The sequence below is a fragment of the Halobacillus sp. 12SKB genome, assembly GCF_052941655.1.
In genome coordinates, this window is record NZ_JBRFWR010000001.1 from 3,068,551 (window position 1) to 3,085,088 (window position 16,538).

Sequence of the window (16,538 nt, forward strand, 5' to 3'; positions counted from 1 at the left end):
ATGGAAATCTTTTTATGGATGATTTTAGCTTTATTAATATTTCAGCGTTTGGGGGAACTTGCTCTAGCTAACCGCAATCGTAAGTGGATGGTGGAAAGGGGGGCAAAGGAGTGGGGGCAGGGTCACTATTTCCTGTTCATTCTTTTACACAGTTCATTTTTTGTATGCATAGTTGCAGAGTTCGTTTGGACTCCATATGTTCAGCAGCCATTTTTTTATATCGCGCTCGCCGGATTCTTCGTATTACAGGTATTAAGATTGGCTTGCATTCGAACTTTGGGCAAACGGTGGAATACGAGAATACTTGTATTACCTGATGAAGAGCCGATAAGGAAGGGGATCTACCGGTTTGTTAAACACCCGAATTATGTGATTGTCTTTTTTGAATTGATGATTATCCCTGTATTGTTTCATGCCTATTTAACAGCATTGATCTTTCCATTTCTTCACTTGCTCGTCCTTACAGTAAGAATTCCTGCGGAGGAAAGGGCGTTACAAGAACGGATATAAATACTCAAAAAACATTGCTCATTTCTTGGATGTCTGTTAAGATTCTAATTAGAAATGAAATTCATTTTCAATTAGAAAGGTGAGAACAATAATGGTGGTTTTCATAATGTTAACGGTCGCCGTTTACAGTAGTTTGATGATTTTTGTATTAGCTAAGTTGGGAAGCATTCCTGCCCAAACCGTCATGAATGTCTTCAGAATGAAAAACCAAAGTTCTCATTTCTACCATAAAAAAAGATATGAACGAACCCTTTCGGCCAGGTGAATCCACCTGGCTTTTCTCATCGTTGGAATTCTAACAGGGGAAACAGAAATTTCGTGAAAAATTCAGGTCCAATTGACGAAAAACGCGAATTTTTTGTTATGATATAGAAAAATGTCGAATATACATACCTATGACGAATAAGGTTAGGAGCGAATTATGGATAGAGACACGCTAGCTTACTTCTTAGAAGATCTTTGGAGTAAGGGATTCAAATTGAGTGATGAGGATGTACAATTTATATATTTTGGGAACAACTCTTCTCATGCTCCGGAATGGAAAACCATTGTAGCTGTTAATATGACCTTGAAAATACAACAGTCCTTTGATCCGAGTTTTTTCATTAGTATTTTAGAACTAATTTCAAATCCATCCATCACTAGTAAAAGAAAGGCCTATGAATCCATCGAACAACAACTCTCCATTGCAAGGACCACACGAAATTAAAGAACCCAGATCATTGCTGATCTGGGTTTTGTTTCGTCTGCAGACACTCTCTGGCAAGGCGGTCTGCATTCTTATTTTGTTTGTCAGGTATCCATTTATAAAAAACGTAGGAGAAGTTTTCTTCAAGGTTTATGACTTTTTCAAACAAGGGCAGGAACTTCTCATTTTTGGTATATCGCTTATCCAACGTATCTACCGCGATTTTCGAATCAGACCTGATAGAAATAATCTCTCCTGAATATTTCTCCTTGCAAATTTGCAGCGCATGAATGATTGCGAGGAACTCTGCTTCATGATTCGTCCAGGTCCCCAAGTAAATTTGATGCTCTTCCGTGTTTTGGTTTTGTTTAATGACCACTCCTGCAGCACTAGGGCCAGGGTCTCCACTGCAAGCAGCGTCTGTGTACACTTCTAACATGGCTTATGACCTCCTCAATCAGAATATGGCATTTTTTTGGCCATATAAAAGAATGGTGTATCTAAAGCTGCCACGATGAACTTGATTATATACGTTGTTATGAAAATCTCAAGCCAAATCTCGAAAGGGTACAAGCCGAAAAAAGCGATGAAACAAAAAATGCTCGTATCTAACAATTGACTGATCATCGTACTCCCATTGTTCCTGACCCAAAGCGCACGATCAGATGGGAAGTGCTCTTTTAATTTGGCATATAACCATACGTCAAAATATTGGCTTACGATATAAGCAAGCATGCTGCCAAGTGCAATTCTCGGGACGAGACCAAACAAAGACTGCAGGGCGGGTTGAGCGATGTCGTTTTCGCCTGGGTTGAAAAGAATGGCGAATTGCATGATGATCGTCATAATGATTAATGTGGAAAAACCTAACCACACAGCTTTTCTTGCCTCTTTTTTACCGTATTTCTCATTGAGAATATCGGTAGCTAGAAAAGCGGTTCCATACACAATATTTCCAAGAGTTGCATTCAGTCCGAACATCTCTACTGTTTTGACTACTTGGATATTCGCAAGGACTGTAGACATTCCGATCCATACAAATAAGCCGGGTTTTCCGAATGCGCGATAAATTCCTAGTAGTAAACCGAAATTAATTAGTGCAAATAATATCCATAGGACTTCGTTACTCATCGTATTTCCTCCTTAGTTTTGGTATCGCGGGAGTTTACGAACCGCGGGTAAATAGAACCAACAGCGATCCATTATACGACGGTACGAGCCATTTGACAAGAATGATTTCTCTTATACAAAATATGCCAGGATACTTGAAGACTCAGTTTCGAGACTTTCCAGGGTTCGTTACCTGGATTGTGCGTCAGGGGTGGTTGGGAAGCTACTCGCTTTCCTGCGGGGATGACGGCAAGCCTCCTCGTGCTACGCACTGCGGGGTCTCGCCAGTCCATCCATTCCCGCGGGAGTCTCGCAGCTTCCCAACCACCCCTTTCAGTGTAAGGGAGAAACGAACCCTTGTACCAAGTTGGAGGGTCTTCCACTATCCAACTGTTAGAGGTATAAATCGCTGTTGATTAAGCTTTTAAATGTTATGGAGGTGTTCTATAACCCACTTCCCATAATTAAATGAACTGACCTTTTGGTAGTGGTTTCGAGGATCTTCCTTGGCAAAGGGGCGGAGGGGAATGGCGAGACTCCTGCGGGAAAAAAGTGCAGGGTGAGACCCCACAGGACGCAGTCCGAGGAGGCTCACCGCGCTCTCGCGGAAAGCGAGTTATTCCCCGCAGCCCCCATCCACTCAACAAAAATCTCGAAACTAAGTCTTCCACAAACGGGAGCTAATCTTGAAGATTGAATGGGGGAGATATAAGGCTTGATCGTCTTTAGAGGGAAAAGAAAAAGCAATCTCCAGAGAGATTGCTTTTTGATGATTCATCTATTCTTTCACAACGTTTGCAGCTTGTGGGCCGCGGTCGCCTTCTACGATTTCGAAAGTCACAGCTTGTCCTTCTTCTAGAGATTTGAAGCCTTCTTCCTGGATAGCAGAGAAGTGTACGAATACGTCGTTTCCACCCTCAACTTGAATGAAACCGTAACCTTTTTCTGCATTGAACCATTTAACTGTACCATTTTGCATGATTTGTTCCTCCTAAATCTTGCACGTAAAACGTGGAAATTACAAATATCAGACCGAAAAAAAACCTCATAGAAGCTCGGAACGATAAATTCCTAAGCACTTCTATGAGGAGTTACCTGTCATTTATGTTTCCGATCGTGTTATTTGCTTACCCCAAATATATCGTATGTAAAAAGGAGCGTCAACATCCTGATTCTAATAAATTTCAACAACTTGTAACCGCTTCCCGGACTGGAATACTATAACTCACAACAAGAGTCAGGTACAATGATAAAAGATACATAAGGAAAGGAAAGATTTTCAATGAAATCCGATATAGAAATCGCTTTGGAAGCTAATATGAAACCAATCCAACAGATAGCAGAACAGTTAAATTTATCAGAAGAAGACTGGGAACCTTATGGACATTATAAGGCTAAATTGTCGGACCAATTATTGAATAAACTCTCTGATCGGAAAAAAGGGAAAATCATCTTAACGACTTCAATCAACCCGACACCGGCAGGAGAAGGAAAATCCACAGTAACGGTCGGTTTGGGGCAAGCCTTGAACCGGATGAATCAACGCGCTGTGATTGCCCTTAGAGAGCCTTCCCTTGGGCCTACGATGGGAATTAAGGGTGGAGCAGCGGGAGGGGGATACTCCCAAGTTGTACCAATGCAGGATATCAATCTGCACTTTACCGGTGATATCCATGCCATTACATCCGCAAATAACGCACTTTCTGCTTTTATCGATAATCACATTCACCAGGGAAATGAACTCAACATCGATCCACGAAGAGTTTCATGGAAGCGTGTAATGGATCTGAATGATAGAGCTCTACGGGAAGTCATTGTAGGGCTTGGAGGTCCTGTGAAAGGAGTTCCGAGAGAAGATGGCTTTAACATCACCGTTGCGTCAGAAATTATGGCTATTCTTTGTTTAGCGAGAGATCTTGCAGATATGAAGCAAAGGCTTGCTGAAATTGTGATTGGATACACCTATGACAAGAAGCCAATTCAAGTGAAACAACTAGGAGTAGAAGGAGCGTTGACACTTCTTTTGAAGGACGCGATCAAACCAAATCTTGTCCAGACTATTGAGAATACACCAGCAATTATTCATGGAGGACCATTTGCGAATATTGCCCACGGATGTAACAGTGTGATGGCTACAAACTTAGCTGCCAAACTTGGGGATTATGTGGTAACAGAAGCTGGTTTCGGAGCAGACCTTGGAGCAGAGAAATTTTTGGATATTAAAACGAGAGCAGGCGATTTAGAACCTGATGCAGTTGTCATTGTAGCTACGATAAGAGCATTAAAAATGCATGGAGGTATGGAGAAAGGGATGCTTGAGAGTGAAAACGTGGAAGCACTAAAGGACGGAATCGGAAATTTGAAGAAGCATATGGAAACGATCCAGCAGTATGAACTTCCTTTTGTTGTAGCGATCAACCAATTCCCTTCAGATACACAACAGGAAATTGACTTTCTCACTCGATGGTGCCAAGAACAAGGGGTGGAAGTATCTCTTACTAACGTTTTTGCTGAAGGTGGCCAAGGTGGTATGGACCTGGCAGAGAAAGTGATGAGTGTTTGTGAGAAGAAAACTGCTCCGATGAAGTATATTTACGAATTGGAAGATTCTATAGAAGAAAAGATTGGTAAAATTGCGACGAAAGTTTATGGGGCTGAAGGTGTCGAGTTTTCATCAAAAGCTGAGAAGCAGATGCGCCAACTGAAAGAGCTTGGTTTTGGAGAGCTTCCTGTTTGTATGGCTAAAACTCAATATTCTTTATCCGATGATCCTAAAAAGCTTGGACGTCCGCAAAACTTCAGGGTAACCGTCAGAGAGATCTACCCATCCGTAGGAGCCGGTTTCCTTGTCGCTCTAACGGGAGACGTCATGACCATGCCAGGGTTGCCTAAACAGCCAGCTGCTTTACGGATGGATGTAGATGACAAAGGCATCATCCATGGTTTATTCTGATACAAAGCTCGTTTATGATCTGCTATAATCATTCAAGTCGACCATTATTCATGGGTTTGAATCGAAAATGGAGAAGAAACGTTTTTATAGAAGGTAAGGGGGCTTAAAGTGACAATACGCATTGGTTTGACAGGTTGGGGAGACCATCCTGCCCTTTATTCCGACAAGACGAGATCCGAGGAGAAATTATCCGCGTACGCTTCGCATTTTCCTGTAGTTGAAGTGGACACAGCCTTTTATGCAATTCAACCAGTTTCCCGTTATGAAAAATGGTTGAAGGAAACGCCTGAGTCCTTTTCATTTGTCATAAAAGCTTTTCAACAATTGACCGGTCATGACAGAGAATCGAGGACGGTGCAGGAAGCGAAGGATTTAATGAAGCGTTACGAAGAATCGATCCAGCCTGTATGGGAAAGTGGACAAGTGTATGCTCTGTTATTTCAATTTCCACCGTGGTTTGATGTGCGAAAAGAAAACATAAGAAAGCTGCGTTATATCCGGGAGTGGATGGAAGACTACCCATTGGCACTGGAGTTTAGAAACCGCACATGGTTTGAATCTTCCTATTATGACCAAACGCTCTCGTTCATGAAAGATCAACAATGGATCCACAGCATTTGTGACGAACCTCAGGCAGGAGAAGGCTCTGTGCCACGAGTTCTTGAACCCACCCACCCTGAAAAGACATTGGTTCGTTTTCATGGCAGAAACATTCACGGGTGGAACAAAAATGGTCGTAAAGACTGGCGGAAAGTACGTTTTTTGTATAGATACAATGAGGAAGAATTACAGGAGTGGAAAGAACAGGCGTTGAAACTTGAAGAAATAACCCCTGAAGTGACTCTTTTGTTTAACAACAATTCAGGTGGCGATGCCGCGGATAATGCCAAACAAATGCAGGAGCTACTTAATATTAAATATGAGGATCTTAATCCACGGCAAATGGACCTTTTTAACTTTTAGGAGGCAATATGGACAAAAAGGAAGCACTGAAAGCGATAAGGCAATTCGTTCATGATTTATTCAGAGATGATACGAGCGGGCACGATAACGTTCACATGAAACGGGTGGCCTCATGGGCGAAATATATCGCAGAAAATGAGGGCGATGATCCTTTTTTATGCGAAGTGGCAGCCCTCCTTCATGATGTGGGAGATCATAAATTGTTTTCCAATCCGGCGCAGGCAATCAAACAAAGAGATGAACTCCTTTTTAGTATCGGTTTTACGAAAAATGAAGTGGGTACGATTGCTGATGCGATTCAGACGGTATCTTTTTCAAAAGGAGCTGTCCCGAAATCTAGAATCGGAGAAATCATTCAAGATGCTGACAGGTTGGATGCTATAGGAGCGGTCGGCATTGCTCGAGCCTTTGCGTTTGGCGGAACGATTAATCAACCGATATATAAGGAAGGCGAAAAGGACGCCGTTGACCATTTTTATGATAAACTTTTGAAACTAAAAGAATTGATGCATACCGAAAGTGGAAAGCATGAAGCCGAAAGACGTCATCAATTCATGCTTCAATACTTAGAAGAGTTCTACCGTGAACAAGATTGTAGAGAGGAGACCAGCTATGTCACAGAATGAACAGGCTTATTTAAATATGTGCGAACACGTGTTGAGAGAAGGAAACTCAAAAGAAGATCGAACAGGGACCGGTACTCTTTCTGTTTTTGGACACCAGATGCGGTTTGATCTCCAAGAAGGTTTTCCGCTCATGACCACCAAACGTGTTCCTTTTAAACTGATTGCTAGTGAACTGTTATGGTTCATAAAAGGCGATACGAACATTCGTTATTTATTGCAACATAAAAATAACATTTGGAACGAGTGGGCCTTTCAAAAATGGGTGGAGAGTGATGATTATCAAGGGCCTGACATGTCTGACTTTGGGCGCCGCAGCCAAAAGGATGAGGAGTTTAAAAAGCAATACAAAGAACAGATGGATGTGTTTAAAGAAAGAATTCTTCATGACGATGCTTTCGCAAAAGCATTCGGAGATTTAGGAGCGGTTTATGGAAAGCAATGGAGGGAATGGAAAACAAGCAGAGGGCAGACCATCGATCAACTTCAAAATGTAGTTGAAAGCATAAAGGACAATCCTGACTCCAGAAGACATATCGTGACCGCATGGAATCCAGAAGATGTCCCCTCCAACATGGCGTTGCCGCCATGTCATGCTCTTTTTCAGTTTTATGTTGCAGATGGTAAATTATCATGTCAGTTGTATCAAAGAAGCGGTGACATTTTCTTAGGAGTGCCGTTCAATATTGCGAGCTATGCTTTGTTGACCCACCTGATTGCACATGAGTGTGGGTTGGAAGTCGGTGAATTCATTCATACTCTTGGAGATGCTCATATATACAGCAATCATATGAAGCAGATCACTGAACAATTATCCAGAGAACCCAGATCCTTGCCTGCCATATCCTTGAACAAGGATAAAGAAAGCATATTTGATTTTGAAATGGAAGACATTTCCATCGAAGGTTATGATCCTCATCCAAGCATAAAAGCTCCAGTAGCTGTTTAACTTGAAGTGAATCTTTATCGTGCCAGGACGTTGCCACCTGAAATAGGTCAGTTGCCATAATTCATATTCCTTCAATACTAATAATCTTAATAAAAGAGGTGTTCATGATGATTTCATTTATATTTGCAATGGATAAAAACCGATTGATCGGAAAAGACAATGATTTACCGTGGCACATCCCGAACGACTTTAAATTTTTCAAGGACACCACATGGGGAAAAACAATCATTATGGGAAGGAAAACGTTTGAATCGTTTCCACAACCTCTTCCTGAGCGTGAGCACATCGTAATTACAAGCAATGAAAATTATGACCGGGAAGGGTGTACAGTGATCCATTCCATCGATGACATTCTTCAAATGGAGAAAAATAACCCCGATAAAGAATGGTTTGTGATTGGGGGAAGCGTCCTTTTTGAAAAAATGCTTCCTTATGCAGACCGTATGTATTTGACCTATATTGACGCAAGCTTTGATGGGGATACTTATTTTCCAGAGTATGACGAAACCGAGTGGACACTTGTTTCTGAGACGAAGGGTCTTAAAGATGAAAAGAACCCGTATGACTATTATTTCCGTACCTACGACCGGAAAAGCTCCTGATGCAGCATAAGCATTTGTGTGGAGTGGTCCTCAATGGGGGAGGATCGACAAGAATGGGAACGGCTAAGTCTTCCTTGACTTTCGGTTCTATGACCTCATTGGAGTTGATTGCATCGACTCTTTCAAGAGTGACCGACACAATCGTAGTGAATCAGAATGAAGGAAATAACGTACCATATCCGGTCGTCAAGGATATTTACGAAGATGCAGGCCCACTTGCTGGATTGCATGCGGTTATGAAAGAAAAAACAGCCACCTGGTTTGTCATGGCCGCATGTGACACTCCTTTTGTCAGTGAGGAAGTTTATCATCACTTGATCCAAGAAGCGGATGAATCAGTGGATGCGGTAATTCCGATCTATGAGGGACGATACCAACCTATGTCCGGAGTGTATCATAACCGGATTTCAGACAAACTGGAGTCTTATCTATCTCAAGGCGGCAGGAAAGTCCGAGGGCTGTTTGATGATATAAAGGTAAAAGAACTGTCCACTTACCCTGGCATCGATCAAGAAAAGGTTTCCATGCACTTTTTTAATATGAATACCCCAGGGGAATACGCAAGAGCAAGAGAGTTGTTTAAAAAGTGGAAGAGGTAGAGACAATAGAATACAGAGCATGGTATGATAGGGAAGATAAAGATGGTAATAATTTTAGGTGAAGTTGTTTCTTTTCTTTGTCTACTCTTGTAAAATGGATATAAAGTACGTGTTGAAGGCGGTGAATGGACATGCTGTCAAGTATCGGAATACCAGGTCTGATTTTGATTTTGACGATTGCGTTAGTCATTTTCGGCCCGAAAAAATTGCCTGAAATCGGAAAGGCAGCTGGAGAAACGTTAAAAGAATTTAAAAATTCTGCTCGTGACCTTACAAGTGACTCTAGCGAAGAAAAAACGAACAAATAACATAAGCACAAATATTTAAAAGACATAACTAATGGAGTGATTGACCGTGTTATCAAGCATTGGCGTACCAGGTCTCATTCTGATCCTAATCATCGCACTTGTCGTTTTTGGTCCTTCGAAACTTCCTGAGATCGGGAAGGCGTTTGGGAGCTCCCTTAAGGAATTTAAGAAAGCTACAGGCGACATTATGTCTGATGATGAAAGCAGTAAGTCAGAAAAGAAAACCAAAGAATAAAAAGAATAAAGAAGGTGTAAGGGGCTTTCCCTTACATCTTCTTTTTGTCAGGCTCCTATAGGCCTGGAGGTGAATGTAGTGTCAGAACAAAAAATAACTCAGGATATCGAAATGAATGTGACCGATCACTTGAGTGAGTTGCGAAAACGCGTTTTATGGACGTTAGCTTTTTTTATCACTTTCTTCATTGTAGGCTTTATCTATGTTGAAAAAATACAGACATTCTTTATTAAAGATTTACCTTTTGAATTGAATATGACGAGTCCAGGTGAAATCATATGGATAATTTTCACGATAGCAAGTCTAGTGGCAATCGTAGGAACTTTGCCCATTTTATCATTGCAGATATGGCTATTCGTCAAACCCGCTTTAACACCTAAAGAGCGGCGGGTTTCGCTTTCATATGTACCCGCGATCTTTTTACTGTTTCTTGCGGGGCTCACATTTGGTTACATCGTATTTGTTCAGCTGATCCTGCCGTTTCTCTTGTCGCTCAATAATGGGATGTTCAATGAAATTTATACGGTGGAGCGATATTTCCGATTTCTTTTCAGGGTTACGATTCCTTTTGCGGTTTTATTCGAAATCCCGATCCTCATCATGTTCTTGACGAGTCTCGGGATCGTGAACCCTGTCTTTCTTGTGAAAGTACGTAAATATGCGTATTTTATCTTGATCATTATCGGGACGATCATCTCCCCACCGGATTTCATACTGCAATTGGTTGTTGCGGTACCTTTGATTCTTTTGTATGAGGTAAGCATCATCCTATCGAGGATCGTTTATCGTAAGAAACTTAAAAATCACAGGGAATTCATGGAATCTGAGGATTAGAGGTAGTCAATAAATCATGAGGCACTTGGATTAGCCCAGAGATACACATCTCTGGGCTTTTTATTTGAAGTTTTATCCATGGCCTGTTTTCCGTTTTGCAATATTATCTTTTGCTGTAAAGTCCGGAACATGATAAAAATAATGTAGGAATATGCAAGGAGGAACAAATCAAATGAGATCTTTTTACCATTACATGATGAGATATAGAGGGAACAAGAAAAATAATGATGAAAAACAACTCGCTGAATGGATGTTCGATGACCACAGTTTCCCAAAGCAGGCAAAATCTTATGATGAGATTAGCTCCTATTTAGAGTGGAATGCACCATTCCCTTCAGCTTTATCCGTTTTCGATCATTTATATGAGAAATACAAAATAGAAGAAGAATAAAAGAGAGGTGAATCCATGAAGATTTTACACACGGCTGACTGGCATTTGGGGAAAATCGTGAACTATGTACATATGACAGAAGACCAACGCTATATCCTTAAGCAATTCGTTGAAGTTGTAGACAGAGAAAAGCCGGATGTCATCATCATAGCAGGGGACCTCTACGATCGTTCCATCCCACCAAAGCAAGCGGTTGAATTACTGAATGAAACGTTAACGACTCTCATCAATGACTTCCAGGTTCCTGTCCTTGCGATTTCAGGTAACCATGACAGTCCCGATCGCCTGAACTTCGGCAGTCAAATGTTCCGGAGACAAGGACTCTTTTTAGATACGAAATTACAAAGAGATAGAGAACCTGTGACATTGTACGATCAAGATGGACCTGTCCACTTTCATCTTATTCCTTATATAGAGCCTTCTGAAGTAGCTTATGTGTTTGAAGATGACCATATCAAAACCCATCAGCAGGCAGCAGAAGTTCTCATCAGGGATATCGAGCAACGTTTTAACATGAATGATCGTCATGTCTGGATCGGTCACTCCTTTTTAGCTGGTGGAATGGAGTCAGAATCTGAAGAGCGCCTCTCTATGATTGGAGGCAGTCCTTATGTGGATGCTCATTTATTCAAAGCCTTTTCTTATGTCGCCCTTGGTCACCTTCATCAGCCTCAAAGAGTAACAGAAGATTATATAAGGTACAGCGGATCGATATTGAAATATTCATTTTCTGAAGTCAATCATGCGAAGTCTGTCACGCTGGTGGATATGGATCGCGAAGGATCTTGTGAATTAGAAAAAATCCCACTCACACCAATCAGAGACTTCCAAGTCATTGAAGGTTATTTTGAAGACCTCCTTACGGGGGAAGCCACTGATTATCCTGAAAACTACTTGCATGTGCGCCTTTTAGATGATGGACAGCTTGTTGATCCTATGGGCAAATTACGTAAGGTGTACCCGAATATCCTTCATTTGGAAAGGCGAAGGTCAAAAACAAATCTTCAAATGGAAGATCTCCAGGAAGTCAAAAAACGTCAGAAACTTTCGCCTGCTGATCTTTTCGCATCTTTTTATGAAGACATAAAAGGGGAATCAATCCCGCAGGAACGGAAAGAAATGATCGAACAAGCCATAGATAAGCTAAGGAAAGAAGAGAGGGGGAAATAAGATGAAAGCACTCACTCTTACGATGGCGGCTTTTGGTCCATATCGTCATAAGCAGGTGGTGGATTTTACGACGTTAGGAGAAGAGTCGATCTTCCTCATAACCGGACCGACTGGCGCAGGTAAAACAACGATATTTGATGCGATGTGTTTTGCCCTCTATGGACGTGCTAGTGGCAGCGATCGGGACCAGGACTCAATGCGTAGTCATTTTGCCGATTCAAAAGAGCCAACCTATGTAGAATTCACTTTTGAACTGCGAGGTAAAACGTACCGCATTGTGCGTATGCCAAAACAAATGAAAAAAAAGGAGCGTGGTGAGGGTTGGAAAGAAGACCCTGCCCGTGCCGACTTTTATATCCATCAAGGGGATGGAGAGAAACTGGTAGCATCGAAAATTAAAGAAGTGAACGAACACATTGAAGACATCCTTGGTCTTGATTATGAACAATTCAGGAAAATGATCATGATTCCACAAGGAGAATTCCGAAAATTAATCTCTGAAAACAGTAAAGAGAGAGAGGAAATCTTGCAACGTATCTTTAAAACAGAATTCTTCGCTGAGGTGACTGACTACTTCAAGAAACAGTCGAAGGAACTGGAAACAGAGATCAAACAATTTGAATGGAAAATTTCTCAGGAGAAAGAGAGAATCGTTTGGGGCGAAGAAGCAGACATTGAATTGGAGAACGAGGAACTTTCAAAAGTCCGAGAACGATTGAGTCAACGGATCAATCATCAAATAGAATGGATGACGGAACAAAAAAACTATATGAATCAACTCAAGCAAACGACCGATCATTTGCAAAACCAGTATTTCGAATCAAAACAGCTCCTGGATTTATTTGAAGAGAGAGACAAGTTGTCCACTGAGCGTCAGAATCTTAACGAACATTCAACTGTTATCAAAGGTCTGGAGAAAGAGTATGCCCTTGCAAAACAGGCAGCGGAGGTCCGTCCGTATGAGAAGCAGTATGAAGAACGAAAAAGTGAGCTTGAGGAGCTCCTTTCGAGTCAAAAAGAGAGAAAAGAAACATACAATCGTGTGAAATCGGAGTTTGATAAGGTTCAGGAAGAGTATGTAAAAGAAGCAGATCAACAAGAAGAACGTGAACGGTTAAAAGAAGCCTGGCAGCAAAAATTGAGGGAGAAAGAGCATTTAGAAGAGTTTTTGGAAAAGAATCAAGGACTAAAAAATCTCGAAAAGGAGATGGCCGATCATCGACGTGCCCTCTCGAGCTTTAATGAAACGGAACAAAAGATTGTAGATGACACAAAATGGATGAAAGAAAAGTTGAAAGGCGAAAGGACTTTAAGAGAAGCGGCTTATGAAAAAAAGCAGTCCTATCAGACCCTGAAATTAAGAAAAGAAACCATTGAACGCTTATCGAAAGAATGGTTTCAGTTGGCAAAGCTCCGATCCCGTTATCAGTCTGTTTCCAAACACTATCAGGAAAGGAAACAAACGTCTCAAAAAGCCAAAGAATCCTATGAAAAAGCATTGGATGAAATAAGGAAACATCATGCGTACACCTTATCCTTACATTTAAGTGATGACACATCGTGTCCTGTGTGCGGCTCATCAGACCACCCACATCCGGCAGGGAAACCGGATGGTGTGATGAGTGAAGAACAGGTGGAGCGACTTAGAGAGAGGCATAGAGAAAGTGAGCAATCTTTCGAGAAAGCACAAGATGAATTAATTCAGGTAAAATCTGAAGGAGAAGCCCAGCGGCAATTGACAGAAAGTTTGTGGAGTGATTTAAAAATAGAACATGATCTCTCTGAAGATTCGATCGAAAAAGAAAGACAAATCTGTGTTGGGAATATGGAAAAGGTCCTTAAAGAATATAACGATCTTAAAGAACAAATAGAAGACTTGCAATCCACCGAGAAGAAAATGGACCGGATGGATCAACAACTGGAATCACTAAAAAAAGAAAAAGACGCACTTCAACAAAAAATCAATGACCAACAGCAGGAACAAACCAAACGAAAAACAGAGTTGGAATCATTGAAAGAAAACCTGCCTTCCACTACTGAACATCCTGATGGATTAGTAGAAGAAGCTTCAAAGCTTGAAAAGGCATATAAAGAAGCAGATGAAAAATGGAAAGAAACCCAAAGCTTATATCAAAGCCAAAGGGACGAATGGCAGAAAATCCAAACAGCTGTAGAAGAAGGTCAGAACTACTTGGAGCAGGCGGAGAAGGCTTTAGAACAACGGAAAACGGAATTTGATCAAACGCTTGTTCAATTTTCTTTTGACTCAATCGAGCACTATCAATCGGCTATTCGAACACCTCAAAAAATGGAACAAATGATTAACGAAATTCAGCAGCACCAACAACGGGTTCAGGTTGTCAACGAGCGTTTGGAAGAATTGGACCAGAAGCTAAAAGAAAAAGACCGGCCGGAATTACATGCCGTTCAGGATAAGTTGGAAGAAATGCAGGGAAAACTGAACGAGCAGCGGGAAATGGTTAATCATCTTCATATGTCTTTACAACAAAATGAGTCCATTCGAGACAACATCCGAGCGTTAGTCGAAGAACAAGGGGAGCTTGCAGCGAAATATTATGATATTGCTGAGCTCGCTCAGATTTCCAACGGGGACAATCATTTACGTCTCTCATTGGAGAGGTATGTGCTAGCCTCATACTTGGATGAAATTCTCATACAGGCCAATTTGCGTCTCGATCAGATGACGGACCACCGTTATCAACTGATCCGTAGTGATTCTATAGCTAAGCGCGGTGCACAAAGTGGGCTCGATCTTGAAGTAATTGATCATCATACAGGACAACAGCGTTCAGTAAGAACTTTATCTGGTGGGGAAGGTTTCAAAACATCCTTAAGTTTAGCTCTTGGAATGGCTGATGTCGTTCAGGCCCATGCTGGAGGTGTTCAATTGGACACATTGTTCATCGATGAAGGCTTTGGAACGCTGGATGACCTTTCGCTAGAACAAGCGATTGGCTGCCTTAGAAGTTTGCAGGACGGCAACCGGATGCTCGGTATTATTTCCCACGTGCAGCAATTGAAGGAGGAAATCCCTGCGAAGTTGCAGATTGATGCAGGACCCGAAGGATCGAAAGTGGAATTTGTCTTTCAGTAAAAGTAGGAAGGCATATTTCCTCCTCTTCGGATGGTCTTGCCTGAAAAACGCCAACATATAGCATAATTCTCTTCATTCGCTAGTCGTATTTAGAGAAATTAGAAAGATACCTGTCATATTTTGCGCTTGCCCGGGAAATATTTTAAATTTCCCGTGGGAAATGCTCATGTAGGAGGTGTTCGGATGATTCAACCAGCGAATGATTGGTCAGATCTCCTGAACGAAGAGTTTACAAAAGATTATTTTAAAGAATTACAGAATATTATAGAGAAGGAATACAACGACCATGTCATCCATCCTGCCTATCATGATATTTTTGCAGCGTTAGAATGCACACCATATGCGTCAACTAAAGTAGTGATCCTTGGCCAGGATCCTTATCATGGAAAGAACCAGGCACATGGTCTCAGTTTTTCCGTGCGACCCGGCAATCGTATTCCACCTTCTCTTCGTAATATATACAAAGAACTACAGGCGGATTTGGGTGTTCAACCTCCGGACCATGGCTCGCTTCATTCTTGGACAACACAAGGGGTGCTTCTTTTAAACGATGTATTAACAGTGAAGGAAGGAGAGCCTCATTCACACAGAGGATTAGGATGGGAAAAGTTCACACATGCAGTCATTCAGTCATTAAATGAAAGAAAGAAGCCGGTTGTATTCTTCTTGTGGGGGAAACATGCACAAAAGAAAGGGTCGTTCATTGATCAGGAAAAACATTTGGTACTGACTTCTTCTCATCCCAGTCCATTTGCCGCACACAAAGGGTTTTTTGGTAGCCGTCCATTTTCTAAGGCGAATACATTTTTATATAACAACGGGATCGAACCAGTGGATTGGTCGTTACCACCTGCTAACATAAAGACAGGAGCCCAAACCAGTTTATAAATAAGGCATATGCTAGAGTATTCTAACGTTTCGGAGGGGTTTTTATGTTTCCGACAGGTCAACCGCCTTTCCCTCCTATGGGCCAATTCCCAGGGTTTCAGCAAGCTGCACCGCAAATGATGCGCTCGATGGCACCGTATATAAATGCGGGAAGCCGGGGCTTCGGCGGCTTTGGAGCTCCAGGCTTTATGGGAAATACAGGTTTTGGTTTTGGATCTGGACTCCCGGGAGTTCTCGGCGGAGGTGGAGGTACTGGTTTTGGTGCACAGGCTCTTGGTGCTGCAGGGACAGCTGCAAAAACAGGAGGAGCTGGATGGCTTGGTCACATGCAGACGGCACTTAAAGCCATGCAATCGGCAGCACCTATGATGCAGCAATATGGACCGATGCTGAAAAATATTCCTGCCATGATCAATATGATGAAGATTATGAATGAACCAGACGATGATGATGACGAGAGTCTTGTACCATTGGACGAAAGCAGTAGGAAACCGTCTGTTTCTCAGGAATGGGAATCAACGAGTGTTCTTGACAAAAAAGAGAAAAAACGATCTCAAGGTGCATCACAGCCTAAATTATTCATTTAGGCTGTGCATGTAG

19 protein-coding genes are annotated in these 16,538 nt (G+C 41.8%); 16 read left to right on the forward strand and 3 right to left on the reverse strand.

The window, feature by feature from the left end; translation table 11 throughout:
* Positions 1-510, forward strand: coding sequence for an isoprenylcysteine carboxyl methyltransferase family protein (locus tag ACQ4XT_RS15320; protein ID WP_446854431.1), 510 nt, complete (start codon positions 1-3; stop codon positions 508-510).
* 421 nt (positions 511-931) lie between these two features.
* Positions 932-1,219: a DUF6123 family protein gene (locus ACQ4XT_RS15325; RefSeq protein ID WP_446854432.1), complete on the forward strand. Its 288-nt coding sequence runs from the start codon at positions 932-934 to the stop codon at positions 1,217-1,219.
* 10 nt (positions 1,220-1,229) lie between these two features.
* On the opposite strand, the gene ACQ4XT_RS15330 is transcribed toward ACQ4XT_RS15325, so the two are convergent.
* The 3 genes from ACQ4XT_RS15330 to ACQ4XT_RS15340 form a co-directional block, all read right to left on the reverse strand.
* Positions 1,230-1,637, reverse strand: coding sequence for a ribonuclease HI family protein (locus ACQ4XT_RS15330; RefSeq protein ID WP_446854433.1), 408 nt, complete (start codon positions 1,635-1,637; stop codon positions 1,230-1,232).
* 14 nt (positions 1,638-1,651) lie between these two features.
* A complete protein-coding gene (locus ACQ4XT_RS15335) occupies positions 1,652-2,329 on the reverse strand; it encodes a queuosine precursor transporter (protein WP_446854434.1) in 678 nt (225 codons plus the stop codon).
* 757 nt (positions 2,330-3,086) lie between these two features.
* Positions 3,087-3,287: a cold-shock protein gene (locus tag ACQ4XT_RS15340; RefSeq protein WP_035504999.1), complete on the reverse strand. Its 201-nt coding sequence runs from the start codon at positions 3,285-3,287 to the stop codon at positions 3,087-3,089.
* 303 nt (positions 3,288-3,590) lie between these two features.
* Here ACQ4XT_RS15340 and ACQ4XT_RS15345 point away from each other — a divergent pair, with 303 nt between their 5' ends.
* The 14 genes from ACQ4XT_RS15345 to vrrA all read left to right on the forward strand — a co-directional run bounded on the left by ACQ4XT_RS15345 (position 3,591) and on the right by vrrA (position 16,525).
* On the forward strand, positions 3,591-5,261 hold the full coding sequence (locus ACQ4XT_RS15345) for a formate--tetrahydrofolate ligase (protein WP_446854435.1): 1,671 nt from the start codon (positions 3,591-3,593) through the stop codon (positions 5,259-5,261).
* A 108-nt stretch (positions 5,262-5,369) separates the two neighbouring features.
* Positions 5,370-6,224, forward strand: a complete 855-nt coding sequence (locus ACQ4XT_RS15350) for a DUF72 domain-containing protein (protein WP_446854436.1) — start codon at positions 5,370-5,372, stop codon at positions 6,222-6,224.
* Positions 6,225-6,232: 8 nt separating this feature from the next.
* Positions 6,233-6,850, forward strand: a complete 618-nt coding sequence (locus ACQ4XT_RS15355) for an HD domain-containing protein (RefSeq protein ID WP_446854437.1) — start codon at positions 6,233-6,235, stop codon at positions 6,848-6,850.
* Positions 6,837-7,796 (forward strand): thymidylate synthase, encoded by a 960-nt coding sequence (locus tag ACQ4XT_RS15360; RefSeq protein ID WP_446854438.1) that lies wholly within the window; start codon positions 6,837-6,839, stop codon positions 7,794-7,796. Before ACQ4XT_RS15355 ends, ACQ4XT_RS15360 begins: the two co-directional genes overlap by 14 nt.
* 107 nt (positions 7,797-7,903) lie before the next feature.
* Positions 7,904-8,398: a dihydrofolate reductase gene (locus ACQ4XT_RS15365; RefSeq protein WP_446854439.1), complete on the forward strand. Its 495-nt coding sequence runs from the start codon at positions 7,904-7,906 to the stop codon at positions 8,396-8,398.
* Entirely contained in the window at positions 8,398-8,997 is a 600-nt protein-coding gene (mobA, locus tag ACQ4XT_RS15370) for a molybdenum cofactor guanylyltransferase (protein ID WP_446854440.1), read from the forward strand. Before ACQ4XT_RS15365 ends, mobA begins: the two co-directional genes overlap by 1 nt.
* A gap of 131 nt (positions 8,998-9,128) precedes the next feature.
* Positions 9,129-9,305: a twin-arginine translocase TatA/TatE family subunit gene (locus ACQ4XT_RS15375; RefSeq protein ID WP_089652603.1), complete on the forward strand. Its 177-nt coding sequence runs from the start codon at positions 9,129-9,131 to the stop codon at positions 9,303-9,305.
* A 46-nt stretch (positions 9,306-9,351) separates the two neighbouring features.
* Positions 9,352-9,540: a twin-arginine translocase TatA/TatE family subunit gene (locus tag ACQ4XT_RS15380; RefSeq protein ID WP_226589690.1), complete on the forward strand. Its 189-nt coding sequence runs from the start codon at positions 9,352-9,354 to the stop codon at positions 9,538-9,540.
* 111 nt (positions 9,541-9,651) lie between these two features.
* A complete protein-coding gene (gene tatC / locus ACQ4XT_RS15385; protein ID WP_446855701.1) occupies positions 9,652-10,374 on the forward strand; it encodes a twin-arginine translocase subunit TatC in 723 nt (240 codons plus the stop codon).
* A gap of 172 nt (positions 10,375-10,546) precedes the next feature.
* Positions 10,547-10,765, forward strand: coding sequence for a YozE family protein (locus tag ACQ4XT_RS15390; protein ID WP_446854441.1), 219 nt, complete (start codon positions 10,547-10,549; stop codon positions 10,763-10,765).
* A gap of 15 nt (positions 10,766-10,780) precedes the next feature.
* Entirely contained in the window at positions 10,781-11,935 is a 1,155-nt protein-coding gene (locus tag ACQ4XT_RS15395) for an exonuclease SbcCD subunit D (RefSeq protein ID WP_446854442.1), read from the forward strand.
* A 1-nt stretch (position 11,936) separates the two neighbouring features.
* Entirely contained in the window at positions 11,937-15,050 is a 3,114-nt protein-coding gene (locus ACQ4XT_RS15400; protein WP_446854443.1) for an AAA family ATPase, read from the forward strand.
* 183 nt (positions 15,051-15,233) lie between these two features.
* Positions 15,234-15,938 carry a uracil-DNA glycosylase gene (locus tag ACQ4XT_RS15405; RefSeq protein WP_446854444.1) on the forward strand — a complete coding sequence of 235 codons (705 nt, stop codon included), beginning with the start codon at positions 15,234-15,236 and terminating at the stop codon, positions 15,936-15,938.
* 44 nt (positions 15,939-15,982) lie between these two features.
* Positions 15,983-16,525 carry a VrrA/YqfQ family protein gene (gene vrrA, locus ACQ4XT_RS15410; protein WP_446854445.1) on the forward strand — a complete coding sequence of 181 codons (543 nt, stop codon included), beginning with the start codon at positions 15,983-15,985 and terminating at the stop codon, positions 16,523-16,525.
* Positions 16,526-16,538 lie beyond the last annotated feature (13 nt).

Coding starts and splice junctions, on each gene's coding strand:
- ACQ4XT_RS15320 (WP_446854431.1), top strand. CDS start 1: ATGGAAATCTTTTTATGGATGATTTTAGCTTTATTAATATTTCAGCGT.
- ACQ4XT_RS15325 (WP_446854432.1), top strand. CDS start 932: ATGGATAGAGACACGCTAGCTTACTTCTTAGAAGATCTTTGGAGTAAG.
- ACQ4XT_RS15330 (WP_446854433.1), bottom strand. CDS start 1,637: ATGTTAGAAGTGTACACAGACGCTGCTTGCAGTGGAGACCCTGGCCCT.
- ACQ4XT_RS15335 (WP_446854434.1), bottom strand. CDS start 2,329: ATGAGTAACGAAGTCCTATGGATATTATTTGCACTAATTAATTTCGGT.
- ACQ4XT_RS15340 (WP_035504999.1), bottom strand. CDS start 3,287: ATGCAAAATGGTACAGTTAAATGGTTCAATGCAGAAAAAGGTTACGGT.
- ACQ4XT_RS15345 (WP_446854435.1), top strand. CDS start 3,591: ATGAAATCCGATATAGAAATCGCTTTGGAAGCTAATATGAAACCAATC.
- ACQ4XT_RS15355 (WP_446854437.1), top strand. CDS start 6,233: ATGGACAAAAAGGAAGCACTGAAAGCGATAAGGCAATTCGTTCATGAT.
- ACQ4XT_RS15360 (WP_446854438.1), top strand. CDS start 6,837: ATGTCACAGAATGAACAGGCTTATTTAAATATGTGCGAACACGTGTTG.
- ACQ4XT_RS15365 (WP_446854439.1), top strand. CDS start 7,904: ATGATTTCATTTATATTTGCAATGGATAAAAACCGATTGATCGGAAAA.
- mobA (WP_446854440.1), top strand. CDS start 8,398: ATGCAGCATAAGCATTTGTGTGGAGTGGTCCTCAATGGGGGAGGATCG.
- ACQ4XT_RS15375 (WP_089652603.1), top strand. CDS start 9,129: ATGCTGTCAAGTATCGGAATACCAGGTCTGATTTTGATTTTGACGATT.
- tatC (WP_446855701.1), top strand. CDS start 9,652: ATGAATGTGACCGATCACTTGAGTGAGTTGCGAAAACGCGTTTTATGG.
- ACQ4XT_RS15390 (WP_446854441.1), top strand. CDS start 10,547: ATGAGATCTTTTTACCATTACATGATGAGATATAGAGGGAACAAGAAA.
- ACQ4XT_RS15395 (WP_446854442.1), top strand. CDS start 10,781: ATGAAGATTTTACACACGGCTGACTGGCATTTGGGGAAAATCGTGAAC.
- ACQ4XT_RS15400 (WP_446854443.1), top strand. CDS start 11,937: ATGAAAGCACTCACTCTTACGATGGCGGCTTTTGGTCCATATCGTCAT.
- ACQ4XT_RS15405 (WP_446854444.1), top strand. CDS start 15,234: ATGATTCAACCAGCGAATGATTGGTCAGATCTCCTGAACGAAGAGTTT.
- vrrA (WP_446854445.1), top strand. CDS start 15,983: ATGTTTCCGACAGGTCAACCGCCTTTCCCTCCTATGGGCCAATTCCCA.